The sequence below is a fragment of the Methanoculleus oceani genome, assembly GCF_023702065.1.
GTDB classification, from domain to species: Archaea; Halobacteriota; Methanomicrobia; order Methanomicrobiales; family Methanoculleaceae; genus Methanoculleus; species Methanoculleus oceani.
In genome coordinates, this window is the sequence record NZ_QFDM01000003.1 from 473640 (window position 1) to 498073 (window position 24434).

General features: G+C 62.0%; 18 protein-coding genes and 1 pseudogene. 16 read left to right on the forward strand and 3 right to left on the reverse strand.

All coding sequences use genetic code 11. The features are described 5' to 3' along the window. The first annotated feature begins 6 nt into the window (after window positions 1–6). The 3 genes from glmM (at window position 7) to DIC75_RS12050 (ending at window position 5430) form a co-directional block, all read left to right on the forward strand. Window positions 7–1365: a phosphoglucosamine mutase gene (glmM, locus tag DIC75_RS12040; protein ID WP_250988279.1), complete on the forward strand. Its 1359-nt coding sequence runs from the start codon at window positions 7–9 to the stop codon at window positions 1363–1365. Between the two features lie 232 nt (window positions 1366–1597). Continuing rightward, window positions 1598–5146 (forward strand): hypothetical protein, encoded by a 3549-nt coding sequence (locus tag DIC75_RS12045; RefSeq protein WP_250988280.1) that lies wholly within the window; start codon window positions 1598–1600, stop codon window positions 5144–5146. Next, window positions 5143–5430: an acylphosphatase gene (locus tag DIC75_RS12050; protein WP_250988281.1), complete on the forward strand. Its 288-nt coding sequence runs from the start codon at window positions 5143–5145 to the stop codon at window positions 5428–5430. The genes DIC75_RS12045 and DIC75_RS12050 overlap by 4 nt, the downstream gene beginning before the upstream one ends. Here DIC75_RS12050 and cas1 read toward each other — a convergent pair. Then, entirely contained in the window at window positions 5412–6347 is a 936-nt protein-coding gene (gene cas1, locus DIC75_RS12055; RefSeq protein WP_250988282.1) for a CRISPR-associated endonuclease Cas1, read from the reverse strand. The two genes, DIC75_RS12050 and cas1, sit on opposite strands and share 19 nt — an antisense overlap. Window positions 6348–6600: 253 nt before the next feature. Between cas1 and DIC75_RS12060 the strand changes: the two genes are divergently transcribed. The 10 genes from DIC75_RS12060 to DIC75_RS12105 all read left to right on the forward strand — a co-directional run bounded on the left by DIC75_RS12060 (window position 6601) and on the right by DIC75_RS12105 (window position 20134). Further along, window positions 6601–10029: a molybdopterin-dependent oxidoreductase gene (locus DIC75_RS12060; RefSeq protein ID WP_250988283.1), complete on the forward strand. Its 3429-nt coding sequence runs from the start codon at window positions 6601–6603 to the stop codon at window positions 10027–10029. A 10-nt stretch (window positions 10030–10039) separates the two neighbouring features. Next, complete coding sequence (locus DIC75_RS12065) at window positions 10040–10684, forward strand: hypothetical protein (RefSeq protein ID WP_250988284.1); 645 nt, start codon at window positions 10040–10042, stop codon at window positions 10682–10684. 35 nt (window positions 10685–10719) lie between these two features. Next, the gene (locus DIC75_RS12070; protein ID WP_250988285.1) at window positions 10720–13284 is read left to right on the forward strand and encodes a PEGA domain-containing protein; all 2565 of its coding nucleotides are present in this window, start codon (window positions 10720–10722) and stop codon (window positions 13282–13284) included. 5 nt (window positions 13285–13289) lie between these two features. Beyond that, complete coding sequence (locus DIC75_RS12075; RefSeq protein ID WP_250988286.1) at window positions 13290–14501, forward strand: purple acid phosphatase family protein; 1212 nt, start codon at window positions 13290–13292, stop codon at window positions 14499–14501. Continuing rightward, window positions 14498–15337 carry an argininosuccinate synthase gene (locus DIC75_RS12080; protein WP_250988287.1) on the forward strand — a complete coding sequence of 280 codons (840 nt, stop codon included), beginning with the start codon at window positions 14498–14500 and terminating at the stop codon, window positions 15335–15337. The genes DIC75_RS12075 and DIC75_RS12080 overlap by 4 nt, the downstream gene beginning before the upstream one ends. Further along, a complete protein-coding gene (locus tag DIC75_RS12085; protein ID WP_250988288.1) occupies window positions 15334–15903 on the forward strand; it encodes a molybdopterin-dependent oxidoreductase in 570 nt (189 codons plus the stop codon). The genes DIC75_RS12080 and DIC75_RS12085 overlap by 4 nt, the downstream gene beginning before the upstream one ends. After that, complete coding sequence (gene wtpA / locus DIC75_RS12090) at window positions 15900–16937, forward strand: tungstate ABC transporter substrate-binding protein WtpA (RefSeq protein WP_250988289.1); 1038 nt, start codon at window positions 15900–15902, stop codon at window positions 16935–16937. The genes DIC75_RS12085 and wtpA overlap by 4 nt, the downstream gene beginning before the upstream one ends. A gap of 175 nt (window positions 16938–17112) precedes the next feature. Then, window positions 17113–18402: a phenylacetate--CoA ligase family protein gene (locus DIC75_RS12095; protein ID WP_250988290.1), complete on the forward strand. Its 1290-nt coding sequence runs from the start codon at window positions 17113–17115 to the stop codon at window positions 18400–18402. Continuing rightward, on the forward strand, window positions 18402–19703 hold the full coding sequence (locus DIC75_RS12100) for a phenylacetate--CoA ligase family protein (protein ID WP_250988291.1): 1302 nt from the start codon (window positions 18402–18404) through the stop codon (window positions 19701–19703). The genes DIC75_RS12095 and DIC75_RS12100 overlap by 1 nt, the downstream gene beginning before the upstream one ends. Next, window positions 19703–20134, forward strand: a complete 432-nt coding sequence (locus DIC75_RS12105) for an ACT domain-containing protein (RefSeq protein WP_250988292.1) — start codon at window positions 19703–19705, stop codon at window positions 20132–20134. Before DIC75_RS12100 ends, DIC75_RS12105 begins: the two co-directional genes overlap by 1 nt. A 9-nt stretch (window positions 20135–20143) precedes the next feature. On the opposite strand, the gene DIC75_RS12110 is transcribed toward DIC75_RS12105, so the two are convergent. Next, on the reverse strand, window positions 20144–20353 hold the full coding sequence (locus tag DIC75_RS12110) for a hypothetical protein (protein ID WP_250988293.1): 210 nt from the start codon (window positions 20351–20353) through the stop codon (window positions 20144–20146). Between the two features lie 308 nt (window positions 20354–20661). On the opposite strand from DIC75_RS12110, the gene DIC75_RS12115 reads away from it, so the two are divergent. The 3 genes and pseudogenes from DIC75_RS12115 to DIC75_RS12120 all read left to right on the forward strand — a co-directional run bounded on the left by DIC75_RS12115 (window position 20662) and on the right by DIC75_RS12120 (window position 22863). Next, on the forward strand, window positions 20662–20994 hold the full coding sequence (locus tag DIC75_RS12115) for an ATP-binding protein (RefSeq protein ID WP_250988294.1): 333 nt from the start codon (window positions 20662–20664) through the stop codon (window positions 20992–20994). An 18-nt stretch (window positions 20995–21012) separates the two neighbouring features. After that, window positions 21013–21216, forward strand: a pseudogene (locus DIC75_RS12365) (ATP-binding protein); the annotation flags it as partial. A 60-nt stretch (window positions 21217–21276) separates the two neighbouring features. Beyond that, window positions 21277–22863 carry a PAS domain S-box protein gene (locus DIC75_RS12120; protein ID WP_250988295.1) on the forward strand — a complete coding sequence of 529 codons (1587 nt, stop codon included), beginning with the start codon at window positions 21277–21279 and terminating at the stop codon, window positions 22861–22863. A gap of 184 nt (window positions 22864–23047) precedes the next feature. Here the strand turns inward: DIC75_RS12120 and hxlA are convergent, their stop codons facing one another. Then, complete coding sequence (gene hxlA / locus DIC75_RS12125; protein ID WP_250988296.1) at window positions 23048–24337, reverse strand: 3-hexulose-6-phosphate synthase; 1290 nt, start codon at window positions 24335–24337, stop codon at window positions 23048–23050. Window positions 24338–24434: the final 97 nt, after the last annotated feature.

Below are 24434 nucleotides of genomic sequence, written 5' to 3' on the forward strand. Positions count from 1 at the left end.
CATAAGATGCGAAACGGAAAACAGATGTTCGGAACGAACGGCGTGCGGGGCGTGATCGGAGAGATGATGACGCCTGCCCTCGTCCTCAAGATCGGCGCCGCGCTCGGATCGATGAGGAAGGGCACCATCGCGGTCGGCAGGGACACACGGACGTCCGGCGAAGCCCTGGCCCACGCCCTCAAAGCCGGGCTCCTGATGACCGGGTGCGACGTGGTGGACATGGGCATCCTCCCCACGCCGGCCCTGCAGTATATCATAAAGACCAACCGGTTCGACGGCGGCGCGATGATCACCGCGTCCCACAACCCGCCCGAGTACAACGGCGTGAAGATCATCGAGGCCGACGGCACCGAGATGTCCGACGACGAGATCATCCGGCTCGAAGACCGGTTCTTTACGGAGGAATTCGACGTGGCTCCCTGGGACGGTGTCGGCACGGAGGCCGCCGCACCCGACCGGATCGAGGAGTATATCCAGGCGGTCGTAGGGCACTTCCCGGCAGGCATCGGCGAGGGCATGACCGTCGTCGTCGACCCCGGTTCCGGCCCCGCGGCGCTCACCACCCCGAGCATCCTCTCGAGGATGGGATGCCGGGTCCATACCATCAACGCCCGGCTCGACGGCACGTTCCCGGGCCGGATGCCCGAGCCGACCCCCGAAGGGCTGCAGCCCCTCTCGGAGATGGTCATCGCCACGGGCGCCGATTTCGGGGTGGCGCATGACGGCGATGCCGACCGGGCGGTCTTCGTCGATACCAAAGGACGCTATATAGAAGAGAACTATGAGTTCGGTCTGGTCGAGGACTATGTCTGCGCTAGAAACAGCGACGGGCTCGTCGTCACCCCGGTCGCCACCTCCCGGCTGATCCGGGATATCGCGGAGAAGCACGGATGCACCGTCGACTATACCCCCGTAGGGAGCATCTATGTCGCAAGGAGAATGATCGAACTGATTGACGAGGGAGAGAAGGTCTCGTTCGGGGGCGAAGGGAACGGCGGCCTGATCTATCCCGACCACCAGTTCTGCCGGGACGGGGGCATGACGGCCGCCATGATGGTGGCGGTTCTCGCAAGTCATAACGGCAGAAAGCTCTCGGATATCCTCGACGAACTTCCTGCATACCACCTGGTCAAGGAGAAGCACCATACCGCCGACCCGGCCGCACTGGTCCGTGCCGTCGAAGAGGCGTTCGCGGGAGAGACGATCGAGAAGATCGACGGCATCAAGATCGTCAGGGACAATGCCTGGGCACTTGTGCGGGCATCGGGCACGGAACCGATGATCAGGATCATGATAGAGGCAGAGGACCCGGCCGTCGCTGATGCCATGTATCAGGAGATTATGCGGGTGGTCAGGCAGGTATGAGCACCTCACCTGCCTGATTCTCTAAGTGAGATCGACCCCCCATGAAGCATTCCATCCTGAGTGCTGCAAGAGACTCCTACCATCTACCATATCCTCAATATTTTCGAGGAACTCTCTGAATCCCACTGAAAAACATTCTTGTAAGAGGGGGGCAATCTATATATCTGATAATGGATATGCATGATGCAGTACCCACGGGAGGGCGCTGATCAAAATGGATGGAAAACTACAGATGAAACAGAAGATTAACTCCGCTATCTCTTCTGGCGATCTGCGTGAGCTTGAAAAGGTAGTTTCGGACATATCGGAGACGCAGACAAGGAAGGAGAAGAAATCACTCTACGAGCAGATGAATGCCGCCCTGGTCGAAGCGGCGTTCGAAGAAGGCCAGCCCGAACTCTTAAGCCAGCTCGTCGAACCGACCAGAGAAGAGATATTCGCCCTCTCCAGGCGTGCCGCCGCGCTCTATAGCGAGAGCAAGGACGAAACATGGTTCTCCGCAATATTTTCCCTGGTGGACAAACTCGACCGTAAGAGCCACCAGTCCGATATCCTTGCCGGGATCTCCCGCGATCTGGTCCAGGCAGGGGTCGATACCGGGGACATCCACTATATCGAGAGAGGAGGAGAAGCCTTCGATAAGATCAGCATCCGTAAATACCGCTCAGCAATCCTCTCCGAGATCATCCCGCTCTTCATCCTGTACGGGCAGAAACACCACAACGTCGATATCATGCAGTATGCTCTCCAGATGCTCCCCGAGATCGGCGACATATCAAGACAGTCCCAACTCCATGCCGACGTGGCCCGGGCGATCGCCGGTTCCGGCATCGAATCCGGCGACATCAATCTTGTGATCAGCGGGCTTTCGAGTGCTACCGAGATCAACCAGAAGATCCGGCGCACCAACTCGATCGCCGATATTGTGGATGCCGCCTGGAAATCCTCGTTGAAGAAGGAGATTTCCGACGTCGAACATATCATAGACTCTCTCCCGGATATTCCCGAAGAACGGCTCACCGAAGTCCTCGCGATCCTGACCGAGCAACTCCTCGACCGCCAGCGGGACAAGAAACAGATATACACCAAACTGCTCCGGATCGATGACGAAAAGGCATGGGCGGGCCAGACCATCGTCCTTGAACTCCTGAAGAAGGCAGAACGGAGCGGCGAACGCTGGTTCCTCGAGAAGGCGTTCGAGTTCAATGCTCGGGGCACAGGCGAGACCCAGCTCCCGATGGAGGAGATCGTCCTCTCCGGGATTGCGGTCGTCGAGAAGAGCGGCAACCCGACCATCCTCCTCGACATTACGCCGCTGATCGACGAGTCCTGCGACGCCGCGAAGGCGGCCCAGCTCTACCGGCAGATCACCGACGCACTCTCCCGGATGGGCGACTTCTACCACGCGATCGAGGTCATGAAGAAAGCCAGCTCCAGCACACAGAGGATCAACGCCCAATTTTTCGACACCAGTGTCCGCCTGATCAAGGAGGGTGTCCGGCGCGACGAGATCAGGCTCGTCCGCGAGAACATCCTCGCCACACTGGATATCGATATTGCCGACTCGCTGGTACACCAGGCGGTGACCGACTTCTGCAAGGAGTACGACTTTGACGAAGTCATCAGGCACATACCGGCCATAAAGGAACTCGCGGGATCGCACCGCGCACAGGACCACCTGCTCCTTGAGTGCAACACCATCCTGATCGAGCGGGGGTTCGTCCTTCAGAAAGACCCGTCGGCCCTCGTAGACCTGGTGGGCCAGATCGGAGAACAGGCCCTGCGCGAGCAGGCAATCTCGACCATCGCCGTCGAGATGGCACGGATCGGCGTCGCCCGAAAAGACCGGGATCTCCTCCGGCATGCGACCGGGCTCACCTGCGAGATCATGGATCAGCAGGCACGAGCCGAGGCCATGGGCGGCATCGTGGATCAGGCGGCCGTGCTCGCCGTCGAGGACGGCGACCTCGACCTGCTCCACGGGATGCGGGTCCTCTCCACGTCCCTGCTGGAGCGGGACTACTGCCTCTTTGCGATGGGGAAGGTCATCCATGGCCTGATCATGTACGGGATCGAGCAGCTCTCGCTCCAGGCGCTGGATGAAGCAGCCCAGATCCTCTCCCAGATCAGCGACCCGTCCCTGCAGCGGCAGCTGGCCGACCCCCTCATCGAGGGGTACGTCCGCGTCGGGAGCCTGCAGGCGGCAGACCAGCTCTCGCGGGGGATGGGGCGGATCTTCGACGGTATGATGGAGCCGTTCGAGATCGCGCTGACCCTCCTCCATACCAGCACCCCGCGCGAAGAGATCTCGATCAAGATAGCAAGCTACGTCGACATCATGCTCGAGTACACGCAGGTCTACAGGAGCCCTATCTTTGCAGTCCCCATGACGCTCTTCTCCCTGGAGATCGAAGGGGATTACGAACGGACCGCCATGATCCAGAGGATCCTCACCTTCTTCACCAGCTACACGAAGGAGTTCGACTCGGCCGATCCCTATGAGGTGACGGCTTACCTGCTCGAGGGGATCGAAGGAGGAGCAGCAGCACCGCCGGTCCTCGAGTTGATGTACCGCCTCTTCGAGCACACGGGCGACGTCTATGCGCGGTACTCCGGGATGTACCGGATCGTGAGCGCCTACTCGGTCCTCGGCAACGAAGAGCGGGCCGAGACGATCATCCGGAGGCTCCATGAGACCATCGGCACCATCTCCGAACCGTCCATCCGTGCAATCATGCTCTCCGACCTCGCCGGACTCATGGCCGGGATCGACCACAACGCAGCCAGAGGCTACCTTTCCGAGGCGCAGGGGACGCTTGAGTTCGTGGGGCAGGAACGTGAAGCATTCGTCAGGAAGAACCTGATCTACGCCGCAAGAAGCCTCAGCGCCGTAAACAGGCAGGACAAAGACGTCGACTGGGCGATGGAGCAGGTCGGCAGGATCGAGGATCCGGTCGAGTACGTGGATGCCCTGGCAGCGGTCTTCGACATGGTCAACGAGCCTGCACAGAGAAAGGAGATCCTCTCGGCAATGTGCCATACCGTGGTGAGCATTCCTTCCCCCTACGTCCGGCTCTCGATGCTCTTTGACGTGGCGCAGTTCGCTGAGACCTACGGCGACGAAGAGGAGATCAACGAACTGCTGGACGGCATGGAGAGAACCGCCGGCTACATTCAGATCCCGTTCATCACCGCCATGACCCAGCAGCGGATGGCCCGGATGCTCTTCTCGTTCTACCGGGCGAGCGGGAGACCGACCGCCCGGGAGCGCGCTGCCGATATCGTCTCGACCATCGACGACGACAGGATCCGGTACAGCCTGACGGTCCAGCTCGAGCAGGCCATGCCCCAGTCATGGAAGAGCACGGTCTACGGCAGGATCCTCGACTGCCGGGACAAGATCCGGAGCGGCGATTACACCACAAAGGACATGGTCACGCTTGACCGGGCGATACGGGCGGCACCCGACCGGGCAAAGCGGGCGACCTACTACACCGAACTCTACCTCATCTCCAGGAACGCAGGACAGTATGAAGTTGCGGACAGGATGCTGCTCTGTGCGCTCGAAGAAGCACGGATCATCAGGCCGCTCTCGCGGCGGGCTTTCGTGCTCGGCGATATGGCGTGCCGGATCTACGCAGAGCGCTACGAAGACCGCTCAAGGGAGATCCTCGACATGGCCGTGAGCGAAGCCCTCAACATCCGCGACGCGACGATCCGGGACGAAGTATACGACGAACTGGATATGTCCATGCGGATCATCCAGGAGCACTGGCTGTGAAGACGATCGAGATCAGGATCTCGGGAAGGGTGCAGGGCGTCGGGTTTCGTGCGTGTATCAAAAGGATCGCCACCAACCTCGGCGTCGGCGGCGAGGCGATGAACCTCCCCGACGGGAGGGTGTTCATTACCGCAACCGCCGAACCCGTCATCCTCGACAAGTTCGTCTCCATGCTGTATGGGTGCCCGCGGGTCGTCATCAGGGACATCACCCAGCAGGAGATCCCCCATGCCGCCTACCCCGAGTTCACCATCCAGCGGGGCAGTTACCAGTACAGCACGTGAAATTCGGCGTTCGTGAGGAGCGCATCCCGCAGGATGCGCACCTGGGCATCGATACGGGACTGGTCTATGGAGTCGCGGAGCGCCGCGACAAGCCGGGCCGAGAGGTTCCCGTCAAGATAGCATCTCTTTTCACCGCATTCGTAATCCCCGTCCAGGATTTCCTCCCGGGCAAACCGGATGACGGCACGGTCCACCATCGCCGCTTTCTGCGGTTCGATGAGGTCGTGGACGAAACTCCCGGCCCCCTCGTGAAGCATGCCAAGGTCGGGGTCGAGATGGGCGCCGACCAGTGAGACGCAACAGTTGCCATATAGCATCGCGTATCCGAGCGAGAACATGGCGTTGACGGGGTCGAGGTAAGGGCGGCTCGTCCTGCGCCGGAACCCGAGTTCCGGCGGGAGTGTGCGGGAGAGGATCTCGTAGTACATATCGGCGGTCAGGCGGGAGAGCCTCCGCAGATCCTCCATGGTGACCGAGATCGCGAGTTCCTCTCTGGCCTCGTGGAGGAAGTCGAGTTCTCCGGCGTAGAAGATGTCGTGCCCGGCGCGGTCGTAGAGTTCCTCGAGGAGGAGGAGCCTCGACTGGAGGCCGGCTCGCGCAAGCGGCTGTGCGAACCGGTGAGGGGCCGCCTGTTCCTGGGCGAGGCGCACCGCCTCGTCCGGCCGGTAGCCGTAGGGGTAGAGATGTCCGACGGGCGTGCCGTCGATATCGAAGAAGGTGATGGCAGCACCGGCTTTGAGAAGGTTTGTCACCGCCGAGGTGTGCAGGGTATGGCCGCCGACGACCAGGAGGTGTTTCACTGCCTGGAGGGGGTAACGCCGGGTATCGCTCCCGTGCGCGATGACCAGTTCCTGTGTCGTCGCCTTGATGTGACCCCCGTAGCCGAAGACGGGAAGCCAGGGTTCGGTCGCTGTCATCCAATCACTCTGGAAATGAATATTGGGCGGTTTTTGGTGATTAATGCATCGATTAGCCGGATCCGGTGTGATCTTCCGGATACCGGGCAGTCAGGAGAGTACGGGGAAAGGACCTGATGCAGATAAATCAACTTATGTTAACTTAACCGGGTTAATTAACTGTAACGTTTTTACATACCCATAACCTAGTCTAAAACATTACTTTTCCAGACAGGGTTCTGGGAAAGAGTATGAACAGAAATAGGGTGATATCATGGGCATTTTGGGAAAAAGAATCCATTACATTCCGATTGTACTGATAGCCTGCCTGCTGCTGGCATCACCGGCAGAGGCACTCGACGACCCCGTGCTGCTCTTTAACGGGACGGTTGCACTGACGAACGGCACGTTCGAATGTACGGCCTACAACTCCGATAGTTCCTACACAATTCAGAACCGGACCCCGCTCGGGGCACTCCAGGCGGTAGCGGAGCTCGAGAGCTTCACCTACGATGTAACCGACAAGAGGTGGGGCACGGATGGAGTCCTCCTGCTCGATAATATCGGCGAATACCAGTTCGTAAAGGGCGGGGCCGAATGGGCCTGCTACGTCAACGACGTCTTCAAGGACGGGTACGGCAACCACGACGACGGCCTCAACGTTGTAGCGCTTGCCGAAGGCGATGAGGTCCTCTTCTGCTACGGCAACGACACGACGCAGGAGAACGCAACGGTGCTGATCCAGATCGAAGTGACTCTGGACGAGTCGCCGGTGACACCGACTCCCACCCCGACCCCGTCGGGCTGGAGCATCACGCTCACGGGCGCGTCGACCGAGACCGTCGACCAGGACTACTTCGAGGACGGGATCGCCTGCGGGCATGTCGCCACCTACACCGACGAGAACGGTGGTGAGTGGAGCGGCATGCCGCTCTGGTATCTCATCGGCCTTGTAGACGACGACCAGGACCACGGGTCCGGTGCGTTCAACGACGCTCTCGCCGAGCAGGGTTACTCGATAAAGATCACCTCAGGCGACGGCTACGAGATCAATTTCCAGAGTGCAAGCGTCGCAAGGAACGACGAGATCATCGTCGCAAACACCCTCAACGGCACCGAACTCCCCGAGACCATCGGCGAGAGCGAGAAACCCTGCTGGCCGCTCCAGCTCATCGGTCCCGACGTGAGCGCCGGCCAGAAGATCGGCAGCATTGCCTCGATCGAGCTCGTCGGACTTCCCGAGCCCTCCGGCGACTGGGAAATCACGCTCGCGGGCGCGTTCAACCGGACGCTCACGCAGGCGGAGTTTGAGGACGGGCTCTCATGCCACGACGAGAGTTATACCGACGACAGCGATCGGGTCTGGACCGGCATACCTCTCTGGTATCTGGTGGCCGTCGTCGACGATATGGAGGCCGATGACCACTGGACGCTGAACGATACGCGGGCGGCCGCCGGCTACACCGTGCGGGTGACCGCGAGCGACGGGTTTAGCGCTACGTTCAATAGCGCCGATATCGCCCGGAGCGATGCGTACCTTGTCGCGGACAAAATGAACGCAACACCGCTTTCCGCAGATAACGGTGCGCCGTTGAAGCTCGTCGGCTCCGCCCTGACGTCCGGCAGCCAGAGAATCGGCAGCATCGCGTCGATCACCCTGGAGGGGCTGCCTGACGAGAGCACCGATTCCGAGTGGACGCTTGCTCTCGAAGGGCCGAAGGTTACGGACCTTCTCACGAAGGAAGAGTTCGAAGCGTGCGGCTACCACACAAAGACCTACAACGACGGGGTCAGCACCTGGACCGGCGTCCCGTTAAAGGTCCTCTGCGGCTGGGTTGACGACGACGTCATGCACGGCTCCGGAGCGTTCAACACCGCTCTCGCCCAGGCAGGCTACACGGTGATCGTCTCCTCCGGCGGGGAGAACCCCTACAGCAAGGAGTTCACCAGCCAGGAGATCATGGCGAGCCCGCTCGACTATATCGTCGCGAGCAAGGTCAACGGCACCGCGATCACCGGAGGCGCCTACCCGCTCCGCCTCGTCGGCGAGGGGGCAACCGGGAGCAAGAGTGTCGGGAACGTCCAGAAGATCCAGCTCGTCGACTTCCAGGAGCCGACGGAACCCCCGTCCATCCGCATCGTTCTGTACGCCTCCGATGGCGTGACCGTCGTCGAAGAGACGACGAAGACCATCACGTGGATGGAAGGGAACCTGGATATCTACGGAGCTCCGGACGGCGTCTGGCTCAGGTTCCAGGGCCCCACCTTCGATCCGGATGACCTCTGGAATCCGGAGGAGGACAAAAACCCCGGCAAGGTCGACGAAGTCGTGAAAGGGACCTCGATCCGTGACCTCTGCGACCTCGTAGGCGGGGTTCAGGAGGGAGGCGAGGTAAAACTCGTCGCATCCGACGGTTACGAGGCCAAACTGAACTACACCAATCTCTATACCCCGCTCGACCGGCAGGGGGAGGCTATCGTCGCCTGGTGGACGGAGCGGCAGGGTTACGCACCCGCATACAGTGACGGACCGCGCCTCTTCTTCAACGCACCCGACGGCATCTTCGGCGCCGACGACATGCGGGTATGCCTCGCCCAACCGTACTGGCACTACTTCGATTCCGGTGGCGTCCATTATCCCTCGGCGGGAGGCGTCTCCAACAGGAACATCGCGACCATCAAGATCTATCAGGCGCCGCGGGAGGACTGGAACCTCGTCCTGACGGGCGCCATCACCCAGACCATCACCCGGTCATACTTCGAGTCGGGCAAAGCCTGCGCTATGGCCGGGCACGGCGCGACGTGGACCGACGACCAGGACCAGGTCTGGTCGGGGATGCCGCTCTGGCTCCTCTGTGGTTATGTCGACGACACCAACAGCCACGATTACGGAACGGATCCCTTCAATGATGACCTCGCGGACGCAGGCTACAACGTGACCGTCATCGACTACGGTCCGGACGGCACCAGGGGTACCGACGATGACTTCTCCGCCACCTTCAACAGTTCGTTTGTTGCGCGGAACAACAACATCATCGTCGCCGACGAGATCGACGGCGCACCGCTGCCGGCCGACGGCGATAAACCGTCCTGGCCGCTGAAACTCGTCGGCTCCGCCCTGACGTCCAACAAGCAGAAGGTCGGGAGCATCGATGAGATCGTGCTGACCGGGGTGCCGGTAGTATCCGACGCGACGATCTCCCTTGAGACGGGCTGGAACTTTGTCTCGACCCCGAAGCGGCTTGCCGACGGCAGCAACACCTTCGCGATCTTTGACGCGGTCGATACCGCCGATCACTCAATCCTGCTCTATGACGGGCTGGAGTCCGAATGGAAGGCGGTGGGTTCAACCGACTCCTTCCAGCCGCTCGACGCGGTCTGGGTCTACACGAACGCGGCCTGCACCGTCTCCCTGACTTACGCCCCCGGTGAGCCCGAACTCCCGCCCGCGAAGAGCCTCGGCAAGGGCTGGAACGCGATCGGCTTCACGGACACCGAAGCCGAATCTGCCGCAAACACCCTGCTCTCCCTCGGAGACCACTGGACCACCCTGATCGGATTCGACGCAGAGGGGCAGGAGTACGGGGTATCGATCATCCGCGGCGCCAGCGGCAGCCACGGCGAAGAAAACACGATGCAGCCCACGCAGGGTTACTGGATCTACATGACCGAAGCAGACACGCTCGCTGCCATCAGCGCCTGAAGGTGATAGAGTGAAGATGCAACATGGTATCGTACTGATCCTTCTCCTCGGGCTCGTCGCCGGTGCGGCGGCTGCCGGGGACACCCCCCCCGTCTTCCCTCAGGAGTTCTACGGGGGCGTGACGATCGGCGGATCGCCTGCGCCAGCCGGGACCGTGATCACGGCGACGATAGGGGAGACGGAGTGCGGCTCTATCCAGACAGTGGAGTCAGGAAAATACGGCGATCCTGACCGGCGCCTCGGGGGCCGCCTTATCGTGACGGGGACCGCAGACCAGGTGGGAGAGACGATCACCTTTTCCGTCAACGGAGTGGCTGCACCGCAAACCTCAGTCTTTACATCAGAAGCGATAACGGCCCTCGATCTGAGCGTTCCCGGGAGCGGCGGATCCGGCGGCGGTGGATCCGGCGGCGGATCCGGCGGTTCCTCCAAAGACCCCGGCTCGCAGCTCACCTATGACCCCGACGCAGAGGCAACAACCCCGCCTGCGACGACCGCCGCCACGGCTACCCCGGACGTGAAGCCGACAGCGATAGCGGAGGCACAGGAGACCGCAACCCAGGGGCCTGCCACTGCACTCCCCACGTGGGCGCTGGCCCTCATCGTCGTGCTGGCCGTCGCACTTGCGGCATCCCTCCTCATGAGGAGGAAGTAACCTCCCCCTTTTTCACTAATGTCAGGGAGCAACGCATGGCCTTTACGCACCAGCGGGGTACGGCCTCGCACCCAATCATCCTCGTGCTCTGCATACTCCTGGTACTGGCAGTCCCGGTAGCCGCAGCCCCGACGACGGAACTGCATGTCGTAAAACTTGCAGCCGACGGCGTTACCGTCCTCGACGAGACGACGGTCGACTACACATGGCTTGAGGGGAACCTCCCGGTCCGGGGAGACGGCGAGACCCACTACTACCTCCAGGGGCCGGTCTTTGAGTTGGAGTGGGAGAGGGTCCATCCCGGGGAACCCTACGATCCCTGGAACCCCGGGGAGGATGTCAATGTCAAAGAGAAGGATATGGGCGCGGTGAAGGGGACGGACCTCAAGGAGATCTGCAACCTTGTCGGCGGGATGGCCGAGGAGGAGACCGTCAGGGTCCGGGCGGCGGACGGGATGTCGAGGCTGTTCCCGTACAGGAACGTCTACGAACCGGAACCGCGGCAGGGGCCGATTGTCATCACCTGGTACAGGGCCGACGAGGGGTATGTCCCCGATTACTACAGCGGGATGCGCCTTGTCTTCTTCGCGGATACATCGACCAACCCCGATGGGCTCCACGCATTCGGCGTCTCGGATATGCGTGAGTGCTTCGATCCCGACTACTGGTACTTCTTCCAGCCGGGCCTTCCCACCACCACAGGCCTCTCCGTGCAGTACGTGAGTGAGATCGTCATTTACAGCGACGAAGAGCCGACCGGGAGCATTCACATCACATCAACACCTTCCGGGGCCGCTGTCTACGTCGACGACGAAGAGACCGGTGACGTGACCCCCTGCACCCTCTCCGGCATCGAGACCGGGAGCCATGCTGTCCGGGTCGAGACGGAGGGGTTCGCCCCACCGGATGAGGAATGGGTCAATGTTGTGGCGAACGCCGTTCTTGAGGTCGAGTTCAACCTGAGCCCCGAGACCGGGACCATCGCCGTCTCCTCGGTCCCGACCAACGCGAGTATCGTCCTCGACGGGAATGTGACGGGGCTTTTCACCGACACAACCCTGGATGCGGTCCCGGTCGGGGAGCATACCATCGAACTCGAGATGCCGGGCTACCGGAACGCCACCCGCACCGTCGTCGTTGAGAAGGAGGAGTGTAGTATCCTCGATGTGGTGCTCTTTTCTGACAAGATCACCCCCGCTGAACCCGCATCCGGGATCGGGAGCGTCGCCATCTCTTCGGTTCCGACGAACGCGAGCATCTTCCTTGACGGGAACGCTACGGGACTTCGAACAGACGCAACTCTTGACCTGGTTCCCGTCGGCGAACATACGATCGAACTCAGGATACCGGGCTACCGGAACGCCACCCGCACCGTCGTCGTTGAGAAGGAGGAGTGCAGCATTCTCGATGTGGTGCTCTCTCAGGCAGGCGGTGAAACCGGGGCGAACGCCTCCACAGGCCATAACGGGACCCCGGCCGGGCACCGGGCACCCGTGCCGAAAAATCCCCTGGAGACGTTCATCGCGGCAGTTCTCAATTTTTTGAGCGTGATGTTTCCATTCTTCGGGACAGAGGGAGACCTGCCGGGCACGCCCGGGCAGAAGAGCACCCCGGCCCCCGGCGGAGATACCGCACCCCCCGTGCCGACCGGCACCCCCCTGCTCCCTGCACCGACGCCGGACGACACCTGGATTACGAAAAACCACTCCGGCGGGATCTACGTCGAGTCGTACCCTCCGGGTATGACGATCGTCGTCGACAACAGGAGGCTGGTATGGCAGACCCCTCATATCGTCTACGGCCTCCGTGAAGGTCTGCACAGCATCAGAGTCGAGGAGAGCGATCCTGATCGCAGCGGCGAAGACTCGGGCTACCGGTTTGAGACCGTTCAGACCTGGGTCTATCCGGATTCGATTGCCACGGTCATGCTCGACGGGGTGACGCCCTCGTACAAAAAGACGATCCAGGTCGATTCAGAGGCCTACCTGGGTGAGAAATTCACGGTGAACGGGCTTTTCCCTGCCGGCACCATCCCGGATGATGCTGAGATAGAAGGGGCAACGTCCTGGATTACAGTCTTCCGGAACGGGACCTACCTGTCGTACAGGACGCCCCACTCCATTGAGGCCGGCAAGACGTTTACGGTTGAGCCCTGGAGCGCCGATACCGTCTCGATCGGGATCTGCTCAAGTCCCGAAGGTGCTGCGGCCTTCATCGACGGATTCCCTACCGGGGAGTTTACCCCGTGCCGGATAGAAGGCCTCTCCCCCGGGCAGCACCGGATCCAGGTATCGAAGCCCGGATACCTTCCTGCCGGAGACGTCATCACGATACCGGAGGGCTGCAGTACCGGCGGCGTCATCACCTGTACACTCCGGGAGTATACCCACGGGGACCTCCTTGTCGAGAGCACAATCCCGGACGCGAGGATCTACCTCTATGGCCGGTACACCGGGGAGAAGACACCCCACACCTTCTCCGGGATGAGCATCGGCACCCACGAGGTCCGGGTCGTCTCTGAGAACGACTCCACGACGGTTGAGGACGTGCTGGTGAATCCAGGAGAGACAACCCGGTGCCTGGTGACCCTGAAGGAGTGAGTGACGTGAAGTATCACCCGGAACTCCCTGTCATGGCGGCGGTTGCCGTGCTGCTCGCCCTCCTCCTCCCGGTTGCCGATGCCGCCGTCGTATGGGGTCCGTACGTCACGAACACTACCGGGAACTCGACGGTAGTCACCTGGAAGTCGATTGAAGAAGCGGAGTGGTGGGTCGATTACGCTCCCGAGGGCGGCGAGACGTACCGCATACCCTCTTCCGGGGCGGGGCCCATCCACCACGTGCTGCTCACGGGGCTTACCCCGGCGACCACCTACCGCTACCGGGTCGGCACCGGGAACGAGACGACAGGGGACTGCAGGTTCCGGACGTTCGGGGACGGGGCGTTTACCTGCATCGTATACGGCGACACCCGGGCGCAGAAGCCTTTCTTCACCCAGACTGAGCGACACGGTCTGGTGGCGGAGAGGATAGCGGCAGAGGCGGATATCCTCTTCGTGGTCCACACCGGCGATTTCGTCTGCGAGGAGGAGGAGTGGGACGAGTTCTTCGCGGTCGCAGGACCGGTGCTCCGGAACACGACCCTGGTGCCGGTGGCAGGCAACCATGACGGGTCAACGGAGACGTTCTCCGCCGTCTTCGACCTTCCCCCGTACTACTCTTTCGATGCCGGCAGCCTCCACGTGACCGTTCTCGACAGCAACGACCGGGCATGGGCGGACATGGTCACCCAGACCGCATGGCTCGAGAGCGACCTCGCATCCCCCCTGCCCCGGAAGATCGTGGCGTTCCACCACCCCCCGTTCAGCTCCGACCGTAAGCATCCCGGAGGAGACCGGGCGATCCGGGCCGAGTGGTGCGATATCCTCTCGCGCAGCGGCGTGGACGCAGTCTTCAGTGCGCACACCCATGCCTACGAGCGCTACCGGGCAGGCGGGACGGAGTACCTTGTCGTCGGGTGCGGCGGGGCGCCGTTCTATGCGCTCGCGGAGGAGAAGCCTGAAGGATACCTTGCGGGCCACAGGCAGACCCTCGGTTACGTTCGGGTCATCGTCAGCCCGGAATCGATCGATCTTGAGATGGTAGCGGTTGCAGAGGTCACAGAGGACGGCGAGGTGACGATGTGTCCGGCAGGGACCGTCATCGACGCCGTCCGCCTCCCGGCAGATGCCGCACCGCCGCCGGAAGCGCCTGTCGGGCGGTGGGTTGTGCCGGCAGCCCTCCTCGGCGGTGCGGCGCTATCCAGATTACGGAGATGAAGATTATGCGTACACGATTACCATGGGTGCTGCTCGCGCTCCTCTGCGTGAGCATGCTGGCGGTTGCCGCCGCGGCGGCACCGACAACCGAACTGCACGTCGTAAAGATTGCACCGGATGGGCAGACGATCCTCGAGGAGACGACGGTCGACTACCGCTGGATGGAGGCGAACCTCCCGGTCCTCGGGGACGGCGTGACCCACTACTACCACCAGGGCCCGGTCTTCGAGGGGGACAAGTGGGACCCTGAGGAGACGACGAACTTCAAGGACAGGGGAGCCGTGAAGGGAACGGATGTCCGCGACCTCGCCGAACTGGTCGGCGGCGTCGAACCCGGGGACGAGATCATGGTCCGGGCGGCCGACGGCTACCATGTCGAGTTTGCCTACCAGAACGTTTACACGCCCGATCCCCGCCAGGGACCCATAGGGATCTGCTGGTACAACGGCGCCGAGACAGGGGCAGGCGAGCGGCAGGGGTGCGGCTATGTCCCCGACTACTACACCGGGATGCGCCTCGTCTTCTTTGCCGACAACTCGACAAACGCAGATGGCCTCCACATCTACGGGAACTGGGACATGCATGAGACGCTCCCGGAGTCCGCCCAGCACTTCTACGACCTCTACCCCTCAACCGGCGGTCTCACGGTGAAGTGGATCGATGAGGTCCGTGTCTACACCGGCGGGTTCCACGGCGAGCGGGGGGCCCTTGCGGGATCTCTCGACGACCCGGCAGCAGAGGCGACGACGGACCCGGCGAAAGCCCCGCTCTCTCTCGTAGCGACGCTCGCTGCGGCACTCGGGGCAGCGACGCTCCGTGCCCGGAGAGGAGCATGATCCCGGTGCACCGGACCTACCCGATCCTTCTTGCCGTGGTACTGATCGGGGCCGCGACATTCGTGTCCGGATGTCTCGGCCCGACTGCCGCCGCCGACGAGGTGGCATGGAACCTGACGCTTGCCGGGAACCCGGAGACGGTGCTCACGCTCGCCGAGATCAGGGCGCTGCCTGCCGTCGAGGGCTACGGTTACTCGGTTTCGACGGTCGGGATAAAGTATGGCCCGAACCGCTACCGAGGCGTTCTTCTCTCCGATCTCGTCGAGACAGCGGGCGGAGCCGGCGCGGACGACCTGATCTACGTCTCCGCAGAGGACGGCTACCTCTGGGTCTTCGATACGGCTCAGTTGAGAGGGGAAGAGTTCTTCACCTTCGACGAGAACCTCCGGGAGATTCCCGCACCGCCGCTCAATGTGATTCTGGCTTACGACCGGGATGGAGAACCCCTGGCATACGAAGAGGGCGGGCCGCTCCGCCTCGTCGTCATCACCGAGAGCCCCGACGTCATCACCGAAGGTAGCCCCTGGGTGAAATGGGTCGACCGGATAGAGGTCCGTGGAAAATGACCCGGCAGGCAGTGATCCTCGCAATGTTCGCCCTCGTTGTTCTGGCGACGGCCGCAGGCTGTACCGATACGGAGCCGGAGCGCACCGTCCTCACGGTGGTTCCGGCCGGGAGCCTTCTTCACCCGCTCGAGGAGATAGAGGCCGCCTTCGAGAGCCGGCACCCGGATATCGATGTCCGGCTCGAAGGGCACGGGAGCATTCAGGCTGTTCGGCAGGTGACGGACCTCGGGAGGGAGATCGATGTCGTCGCGGTTGCGGACGCCTCGCTGATTCCGGATATGATGTACGTCCCGATGACCGAGGGGGGCGAGAATTATACCGACTGGTATGTCCCCTTCGCCGGAAACGAGATCGTGATCGCTTACACCGACCGGAGCGTCGGGGCGAAAGAAATAACGGCGGAGAACTGGTACCGGGTCCTGGCCCGCCCGGACGTGCGAGTCGGGTTCTCAAACCCCATGCTCGACGCCTGCGGCTACCGCGCACTCATGGTGACGGCGCTTGGCGAGGAGTATTACGGTGAGCCAGACCTTTTTGAAGCCATCATCGGGAGCTCCTTCGATCCGCCGCTCGCACCTGTCCGCGCGGGCGGGGTAACGATGATCGCCCTGCCGGAATTGATGAGACCTGCTGACGAGAAGGTCGCCATCCGGGACGGGAGTATCTACCTCCTCTCGCTCCTGGATGCCGGGGGGATCGACTACGCCTTCGAATACCGGAGTGTCGCCGAAGAGCATGGGCTCCGGTGGATCGACCTCCCACCCGGGATAGACCTCAGCTCCGCAGAGCGAACCGATGATTACCGGAAGGTGCGCGTGACCCTCGGATTCCAGCGATTCGGGTCAATCGGAAGCGAACGGATCGGCCAGCCGATCGTCTACGCCGTCACCGTGCCTCGCAATGCACCCCACCCGGAAGAAGCGCGGATGTTTGTGGACTTTGTTCTGGCCGCGTTCTATGAAGAGCGGCCAGGATGGCCCACTCCTATGGGACAGGAACCCGGGGCTGCCACGGTGTACCATGCTACGGACTGACAAACCTTTTTTGGCACCGCCACCCATGTAGAGGTAGCGTATGCCCGGCGGTGCGGCTCCAGGCATGTCATCGGACGGCCGCCGGGAGTACCGAAACCGGATAACCGATGCCGGGCAATATGCGGCCGGGAACGGAGGATACTCTCTCCGGCCGGCGAAACACCGATGGGATACTATGTTCTGGAACAGAGCGATGGAGACGATCCGGCCTGATGAACTCGCGGATCTTCAACTGAAGCGGCTGAAATGGTCGCTGCATCAGGCGCAGAAAGTTGGACTATACCAGAGAAAACTGAAGGAAGCGGGCGTCTCGCCGGATGATATCAAGACGCTCGACGACGTGCAGAAACTTCCCTTCACCTACAAAAAAGAACTCCAGGCCGGATACCCGTTCGGCCTCTTTGCTGTCCCCTTGAAGGAAATTGTCCGGATTCACACCACCTCCGGCACGACGGGCAAGCCGACCGTCGTCGGCTACACCCGGCAGGACCTGGAGAACTGGTCGGAACTGATCGCGCGGAACATGTCGATGGTCGGCCTTGGAGAGGATGATATCTTTCAGAACGCGGTCAACTACGGCCTCTTCACCGGAGGGCTCGGGTTCCACTACGGCGCCGAGAAGATCGGGATGACCGTGATCCCGAGCGCGACCGGAAACACCCGCCGCCAGATCGAGATGATCGAGGACTTCGGGGTGACCGCCATCCACTGCACGCCAAGCTACGCCCTCCACCTCGCCGAGGTGGCCGAGTCGATGGGAAAGACGCTGGACACCCTCAAGACCGGGATATTCGGGGCGGAACCCTGGTCGGAGAGCATGCGGACGGAGCTCGAACGGCGTCTCGGCGTGACGGCCTACGACAGTTACGGGCTCTCGGAGATGTACGGCCCGGGGGTGGCGTTCGAGTGCCCGGAGAGGAACGGGCTCCACATCTGGCACGACTGTTACCTCACGGAGATCATCGATCCCGAGACGGGGGAGAGGCTCGCTCCCGGGGAGCGGGGCGAACTCGTCATCACGCCGCTCGTCAAGGAGGCCCTGCCGCTCGTCCGCTACCGCACCGGCGACGTGACCCGGCTGATGGACGACGAATGCGCCTGCGGGCGCGGGGTGAAGATCGAGCGGATCACGGGCCGGAGCGACGACATGCTGGTCATCCGCGGGATCAACGTCTTCCCGTCGCAGATCGAACACGTGCTGCGCGCCCTCCCGGAGGTCGGGGAGCAGTTCATCGTATATATCGATCGCGTCAAACATCTTGATGAGATGACGATTGAAGTGGAGATGAACAGAGCGGGGTTCTCCGGAGAACTTCAGGATCTCGCCCGTATGCAGAAGAAGATTACCAACGAGCTCCACAATACGCTCGGCCTCAGGACCGCGGTGAAACTGGTGGAGCCGGGGTCGCTGCCCCGGTTCGAGGGGAAGGCAAAGCGGGTCATCGACCGGCGGGGGGCGATCTGATGGCGCCCTGGAACCCGCGGATGGAGGAGATGCCGCCCGAGGAGTTGCGGCGGCTCCAGTTCAAACTCGTAAAATCCCTGGTATACCGGCTCTACAGCTTCAACGACTTCTACCGGCGCCGGATGAAGGAGCAGGAGGTTCACCCCGACGACATCAGGACGCTTGAGGATGTCGCGAAACTCCCGTTCATGTACAAGGCGGACCTGCGGGACGGCTACCCGGACAGGATCTTCTCCGCCGAACAGAACGAACTGGTCCGGTACCATGTCTCCTCCGGAACGACGGGGAAGCCGACGGTCGTCGGGTATACGGAGCGCGATATCGAGAACTGGAGCGAGTCCCTGGCGCGGGGGTTCTCTTCCTGCGGTCTCGGACGGGGGGACGTCATACAGGTGAGTTACGGCTACGGCCTCTTCACCGGCGGCCTCGGCGCCCACTACGGTGCAGAACGCGTCGGAGCAACCGTCCTTCCCACAAGCGTCGGGAACACGGAGCGGCAGATCGAGCTCATGCAGGACCTCCACGTCACCGCCATCGCCTGCACCCCCTCCTACCTCCTCCATATGGGCGAGGTGGCGGAGAAGATGGGCGTCTCGATCAGGAACGATACCGACCTTCGCATGGGCTTCCTCGGTGCCGAACCCTGGTCTGAGCAGATGCGGACCCGGATAGAGGACTGGCTCGGGATCCGCGCCTACGACATCTACGGAACGAGCGAACTCTCCGGCCCGATGTTCACCGAGTGCACCGAGCAGCAGGGGATCCACGTCTGGGGAGACCTCGCGCTCGTGGAGATCGTTGACCCCGCGACCGGCGAGGTGCTAGAGGCCGGTGAACAGGGCGAGCTGACCATCACCATGCTGCAGAAAGAAGCCCTCCCCATGATACGTTACCGGATCGGCGACCTCACCGCCGTCGAGGAGGGGGCCTGCGCCTGCGGCCGGACCCATCCGCGCATCGGCCGGATCCGGGGACGGGTGGACGACATGCTGATCATCCGGGGCATCAACGTCTTCCCGTCGCAGGTAGAGCATGTGCTGCTTGAGATCCCGCAGGTCGGCAGGCATTTCCAGATAGTCGTCGACCGGAAAGGTGCACTCGATTCGATGCTCGTGCGGGTGGAGGTGAGCGAGGAGGCGTTCTCCGACAAGATCACCGAACTCATGGTGATCAAGAGGGCGGTGGAGCACCGCCTGCGGAGTTCGCTGAACGTGAGCGTGGATGTCGAACTGGTCGAACCGGGCTCCCTGCCGCGGTTTGAAGGCAAGTCGAAGAAGGTTGTTGACAGGAGGTCATTGTAATGGAGAAGTCGTATATCGTCAAACAGATCTCGATCTTTTCGGAGAACCGCCCGGGGCGCCTCGCGGCGGTCGCATGTGCGTTGCGGGATGCCGGGATCAACATATTTGCGTTCAGTATCGCCGAGGCGGACGGGTTCGGGGTGGTCCGCGCGCTCGTCGACCGGCCGGACGACGCCCACCGAACGCTGACCGATCTCGGGTTCCGCGTCTCGTTCACCGACGTCATCGGCGTGAAGATGCGCGACGAGCCCGGCGGCCTCTCGGATATCGCATCGATCCTCGGGGATGCCGGGATCAACATCGAGTATGCCTACGCCTACTCGGGGAAGGATGGGGCGGTCCTGATCCTGCGCGTGGATCAGGTCGAGGACGCCATCAGGCAGATCCTTGGTCGCGGCGGAGAACTCCTTAAAGCGTCTCTCTCGCGGTAATCCCGGGGCTCAGACCGGGCTCCGGGGCACTCCCGGGCCCTCAAGCTCTTCTGCCTCATCTTTGATGAACATGTGAACCCTTCCTGCGACGCGCCGGATCGGAATGACGAATGCGAGACCCATCCCCGGCCGGTCCAGTTCGGCGGCGGCGACGACGAGGGTGATGGAGAGGACTGCACGGAGAACCTCGAAGACTGTTTCTCTGAGACCCTGCACCACAGGATACATCCCTCTCGCGATTTCGGGTGTCAGGTACCCTGCCGCAAGCACAGATAAAAGCGGTGCTCGACGCCGATCAGCGCCGCTTCTCCCATTTCAGGAGTTCGGAGACCCCCAAGAGCGTCCGCCCGCGCCGGATCTCCTCGCCGAACCCATTATCCTGACGGTGATGCGGGATATTACGGAGCGAAAGCAAGCCGCAGCGGAACGAACAGACTGTACCGGGAGCTTGAGTCCCTCATCGTGAAGCGAACCTGTGTCTGGATATCATCACTCACGACACCAGGAACGCCAACAACGTCGCCCTCATGTATGCCAGCCTTCTCATCGAGACGCTTTCCGGGGAAGGACAGCCTTATGCGAGAAACCTCAAGAACGGAATCGATAAAAACACTGAGATCTTAAGGAGTGTCGCCACCATCAGAAAGATCCATGAAGAACTAATTCCGCTCAAACTGGTGAGGCTGGATCAGGTCGTTCGATCGGAGCTGGAGGCCTACCCCGATACGGAGATCCGGTATTCGGGAGCATCCGCCCATGTCAGGGCAGACGAGCTGCTCCCCGAGGTCTTTGCCAACGTGTTGAGCAACGCGGTCAAATTCGGCGGGTCGGAAGTGCAGGTCACCGTGACTGTGGAATAGCACGGTCGTGAAGTATGGGTGACGGTTGCAGGATCCGGCCCGGGTGTCCCGGACGAGAACAGGGAGTTGATCTTGTGCCGCTTTGAGCGGAGACAGGAGGAAGGAAGTGGTAAAGGACCCGGCCTGTATATCACGAAAACGCTTATCGAGCGGTATGGTGGGCGGATCCGGGCCGAAGATCGGGTTTCCAGTCGTCCAGAAGAGGGTGCGACATTCAGGCTCACGCTGCAAAAGAGCGACTGCACAGACGGAGGAACACAAGAATCCAGGAGGGCTGACCGTATGATCGACACGACGCTGGACTATCGCATCGAGCAGATCCATCGCGATCTGCGCAACCTCTTCCTGAGTACGGATACCGCAGCCCGGCATGAAGTCCTCTCCCGTCTCACTGCCGGCATCGACGAACTCGCACTCATGAACCGTAAACAGGCTAAAGAAAACCGTGAACTCCGGATGAAGGGGGAGCGGATCGAGAGGGAGCGCGACGCTGTTCTTGAGGCAGTCATACAGCGGGTGCTCATCTACGATAACGAAGGGAGAATTATCCAGGCGAATTGGGCTGCAATCGAGGGTTTTGAGCAAAATCCCATCGGCATGACAGGGGAAGAACTGATCCGGCGTACAGGGCTCCGGACAGGCGACGGGAGGGCGGCATCCGTCGAGGATCTGCCGAGTACCCGGGCATTGCAGGGAGAGAAGGTGGTTGCCGAGAGGATGGACGCCGTGGACAGAGCAGGGGAACGCCACAATATCCTGGCGTCGGCCTCCCCCCTCACCCATGACGGGCAGACCTCTGGTGCGGTCGTCGTCTGGCAGGAGATCACCGGGCAGGTCCGGACCATCAGAATGCTTGAGGAGGAGAAGGCGCGGCTACGGGTGATCATAGACAGCGCACCCGAGGCGATCCTTGTCGTCGATGCGCAGGCCCGCATTCGGCTGGCAAATCGGGCTGCAGAGGAGATCCATGCCCGACCCATCCCTGAGGGAGAGGATTACGCCGCCTATTGCGCTATGATGGTCTGTGATACGGACGGCAACCCGTGCAAGCCCGACGATCTTCCTCTGGCACGGGCGGTAAAACACGGCGAGGCCGTCACCGCCCGTGAACGGACGATCATCCTGCCGGGAGGACGAAGGCGGGAGATCCTGATGAATGCGGCTCCGATCATGAACGACAGCGGGGAGATACTCGGTGCGGTCGGGGTCTTCCAGGATATCACCGGTCGAGAAGAGGCAGAGCGAGCGCTCAGGGACAGCGAGGAGCGGTTCCGTGGAGTCTTTGAGCGAGCGGGGATCGGTATTGCTCTTGTAGACACAACAGGCAAGTTCCTGCGTGTGAACCCGGCGTTCCAGAGATTTCTCGGGTACCCGGCCCATGAGATGCAGGGCCAGAACATCGGCGATTTTGTCCATCCGGAGGATCTGGATTCAGCCAGTCTGCACTTTCAGGAGACGCTTGCAGGAAAACATGACGAAGACCATCTGGAGAAGCGCTATATCGGAAAGGACGGGCGGACGGTATGGGGCCGCCTGGCCACCACCCTCCTTCGCGACTCGCAAGGCAGGATTCGGTTTGTTATTGGCATGATCGAGGATATCACCGGGCGCAAAGAGAACGAGGCCCTCCGAAAGAGGGCGTTTGAGCAGATCGAGCACAACATGGAGCAGTTTGCAATCCTCGGAGACCATGTCCGCCATCCCCTGCAGGTTCTGCTCGCCCGGGCCGATCTGATGGAGGACAAAGAGACCGCGGAGAAGATCAGGGAGCAGGTCCTGCGGATAAATGCGCGCGTCAGGCAACTTGACCGGGGATGGATAGAATCGCGGGAGATCCGGGAGTTTTTGCGGAGAAATGAGCTTGTCTGAGAGACTCTATCTCATCCGGCGTAGAAGCGGGCTTTCAGACGAGCCCTCGGTATTCAGGCCGCTCTTCACCCTACAAAGTCCGAAAGGAGCCGCGGCCCCGACTCCTTCCTGTCCGAAAGAGACGGGGCTCATGTAACGTGTGTCATACGTCCGGGTATGGGCAACGCCCGCCCGGGGGTCATGGTCAGCGCCGTTTCTCCCATTTCAGGAGTTCAGAGACCTCTGAAAGCGTCTTTCCGCGCCGGATCTCCTCGCGGATCCGCTCCTCGGTCTTCTTCACTTCCATCGCCCGGCGTGCCACCTCATAAGCCCGCTCCCGGGGGACCACCACGACACCGCTCTCGTCGGCGACGATCCAGTCGCCCGGCCGTACCTCCTGCCCGCAACAGGCGATCTCTGTGTTGATCTCCCCAAGACCCTTGGGGTCCCCGGCGTTCGGGACGGTCGCCGTGGCGAAGAGCGGAAACCCCATTTCCCTGATATCGTCGATGTCCCGGGCCGCCCCGTCGATCACGACACCTGCGACTCCCCGGTTCTTCGCGGAGTGGGTGGCAAGTTCTCCCCAGGGCGCGACGTCCTTCCTTCCGTCGTTGCTGATGACGAGGACGTCTCCCGGTCCGGCGACGTCGATCGCCTCGACGGGTTTTGCCCAGTCTCCGGCGACGGTACGAACCGTCACCGCCGGGCCGACCGCCTTCTTCCGGCCGCAGAGGGAGACGACCCCCGCCATAGCCCCCTTCCGGTGCATGGCATCGGTGACGTTCGGTGCGGAGACGGCTTCGAAGAGGCGGCGGATGACGGCATCACGACTCTCCTCTTCCCGTGGCCTGATCTCGGGCCGGTCAATAGCATTCCGAACCCGTTGCGCCGCCCCGGTCACGTCGGCAGCCTTGATGATGTTGCCCCCAACAATGACGATCGAAGCCCCGGCAGCAACCGCCTCTGATGCAGTCTCTGCATCGAGCCCTCCTGCGACGGCGACGGGCGTGCCCACTTCCCCGGCAAGGCGGCGGAGGAGGTCGAGCGACGATTTGCCGATCATCTGCTGGTCGATGCCTACGTGGGCGTTGATGTAATCGACGCCGAGCGCCGCAAGTTCCCGCGACCGGGAGACGGGGTCGGCGACGTTGATGAGGTCGGCCATGATCCGGACGCCGTATTTGCGGGCCGAGCGGACCGCCTCGGCGATCACGGTATCGTCTGCATCGGCAAGGATGCAGACGATGCCGGCGCCGGATTTCGCCGCCATCTCCACCTCGACGGCCCCGGTATCGGCGATCTTCATGTCCGCGACGATCTCGTGCCCGGGGAAGCGCTCCCGGAGCGCCCGCACGGCCTGCATCCCCTCGCTCTTGATCAGGGGCGTCCCGGCCTCGATCCAGTCCGCACCGCCACGGACCGCCTCATCCGCGATCTCTACCGCACGATCGAGCTCGAGGAGATCGAGCGCCACCTGGAGAGTAGGCGTTGCCATGCAGTACAGTATGACAAGGGTTGTATTTATCAGGTGCCGGACCGGGGAAACCTATATACTGTGAAATGCTTGAGGTAGCCGGCGCCCACGCCCGCCC

Excerpts from the sequence above, each read along its gene's own strand:
- glmM (WP_250988279.1), top strand. The coding sequence starts at position 7 with ATGCGAAACGGAAAACAGATGTTCGGAACGAACGGCGTGCGGGGCGTG.
- DIC75_RS12045 (WP_250988280.1), top strand. The coding sequence starts at position 1,598 with ATGAAACAGAAGATTAACTCCGCTATCTCTTCTGGCGATCTGCGTGAG.
- cas1 (WP_250988282.1), bottom strand. The coding sequence starts at position 6,347 with ATGACAGCGACCGAACCCTGGCTTCCCGTCTTCGGCTACGGGGGTCAC.
- DIC75_RS12060 (WP_250988283.1), top strand. The coding sequence starts at position 6,601 with ATGGGCATTTTGGGAAAAAGAATCCATTACATTCCGATTGTACTGATA.
- DIC75_RS12070 (WP_250988285.1), top strand. The coding sequence starts at position 10,720 with ATGGCCTTTACGCACCAGCGGGGTACGGCCTCGCACCCAATCATCCTC.
- DIC75_RS12080 (WP_250988287.1), top strand. The coding sequence starts at position 14,498 with ATGAAGATTATGCGTACACGATTACCATGGGTGCTGCTCGCGCTCCTC.
- DIC75_RS12085 (WP_250988288.1), top strand. The coding sequence starts at position 15,334 with ATGATCCCGGTGCACCGGACCTACCCGATCCTTCTTGCCGTGGTACTG.
- wtpA (WP_250988289.1), top strand. The coding sequence starts at position 15,900 with ATGACCCGGCAGGCAGTGATCCTCGCAATGTTCGCCCTCGTTGTTCTG.
- DIC75_RS12095 (WP_250988290.1), top strand. The coding sequence starts at position 17,113 with ATGTTCTGGAACAGAGCGATGGAGACGATCCGGCCTGATGAACTCGCG.
- DIC75_RS12100 (WP_250988291.1), top strand. The coding sequence starts at position 18,402 with ATGGCGCCCTGGAACCCGCGGATGGAGGAGATGCCGCCCGAGGAGTTG.
- DIC75_RS12105 (WP_250988292.1), top strand. The coding sequence starts at position 19,703 with ATGGAGAAGTCGTATATCGTCAAACAGATCTCGATCTTTTCGGAGAAC.
- DIC75_RS12115 (WP_250988294.1), top strand. The coding sequence starts at position 20,662 with ATGTATGCCAGCCTTCTCATCGAGACGCTTTCCGGGGAAGGACAGCCT.
- DIC75_RS12120 (WP_250988295.1), top strand. The coding sequence starts at position 21,277 with ATGATCGACACGACGCTGGACTATCGCATCGAGCAGATCCATCGCGAT.
- hxlA (WP_250988296.1), bottom strand. The coding sequence starts at position 24,337 with ATGGCAACGCCTACTCTCCAGGTGGCGCTCGATCTCCTCGAGCTCGAT.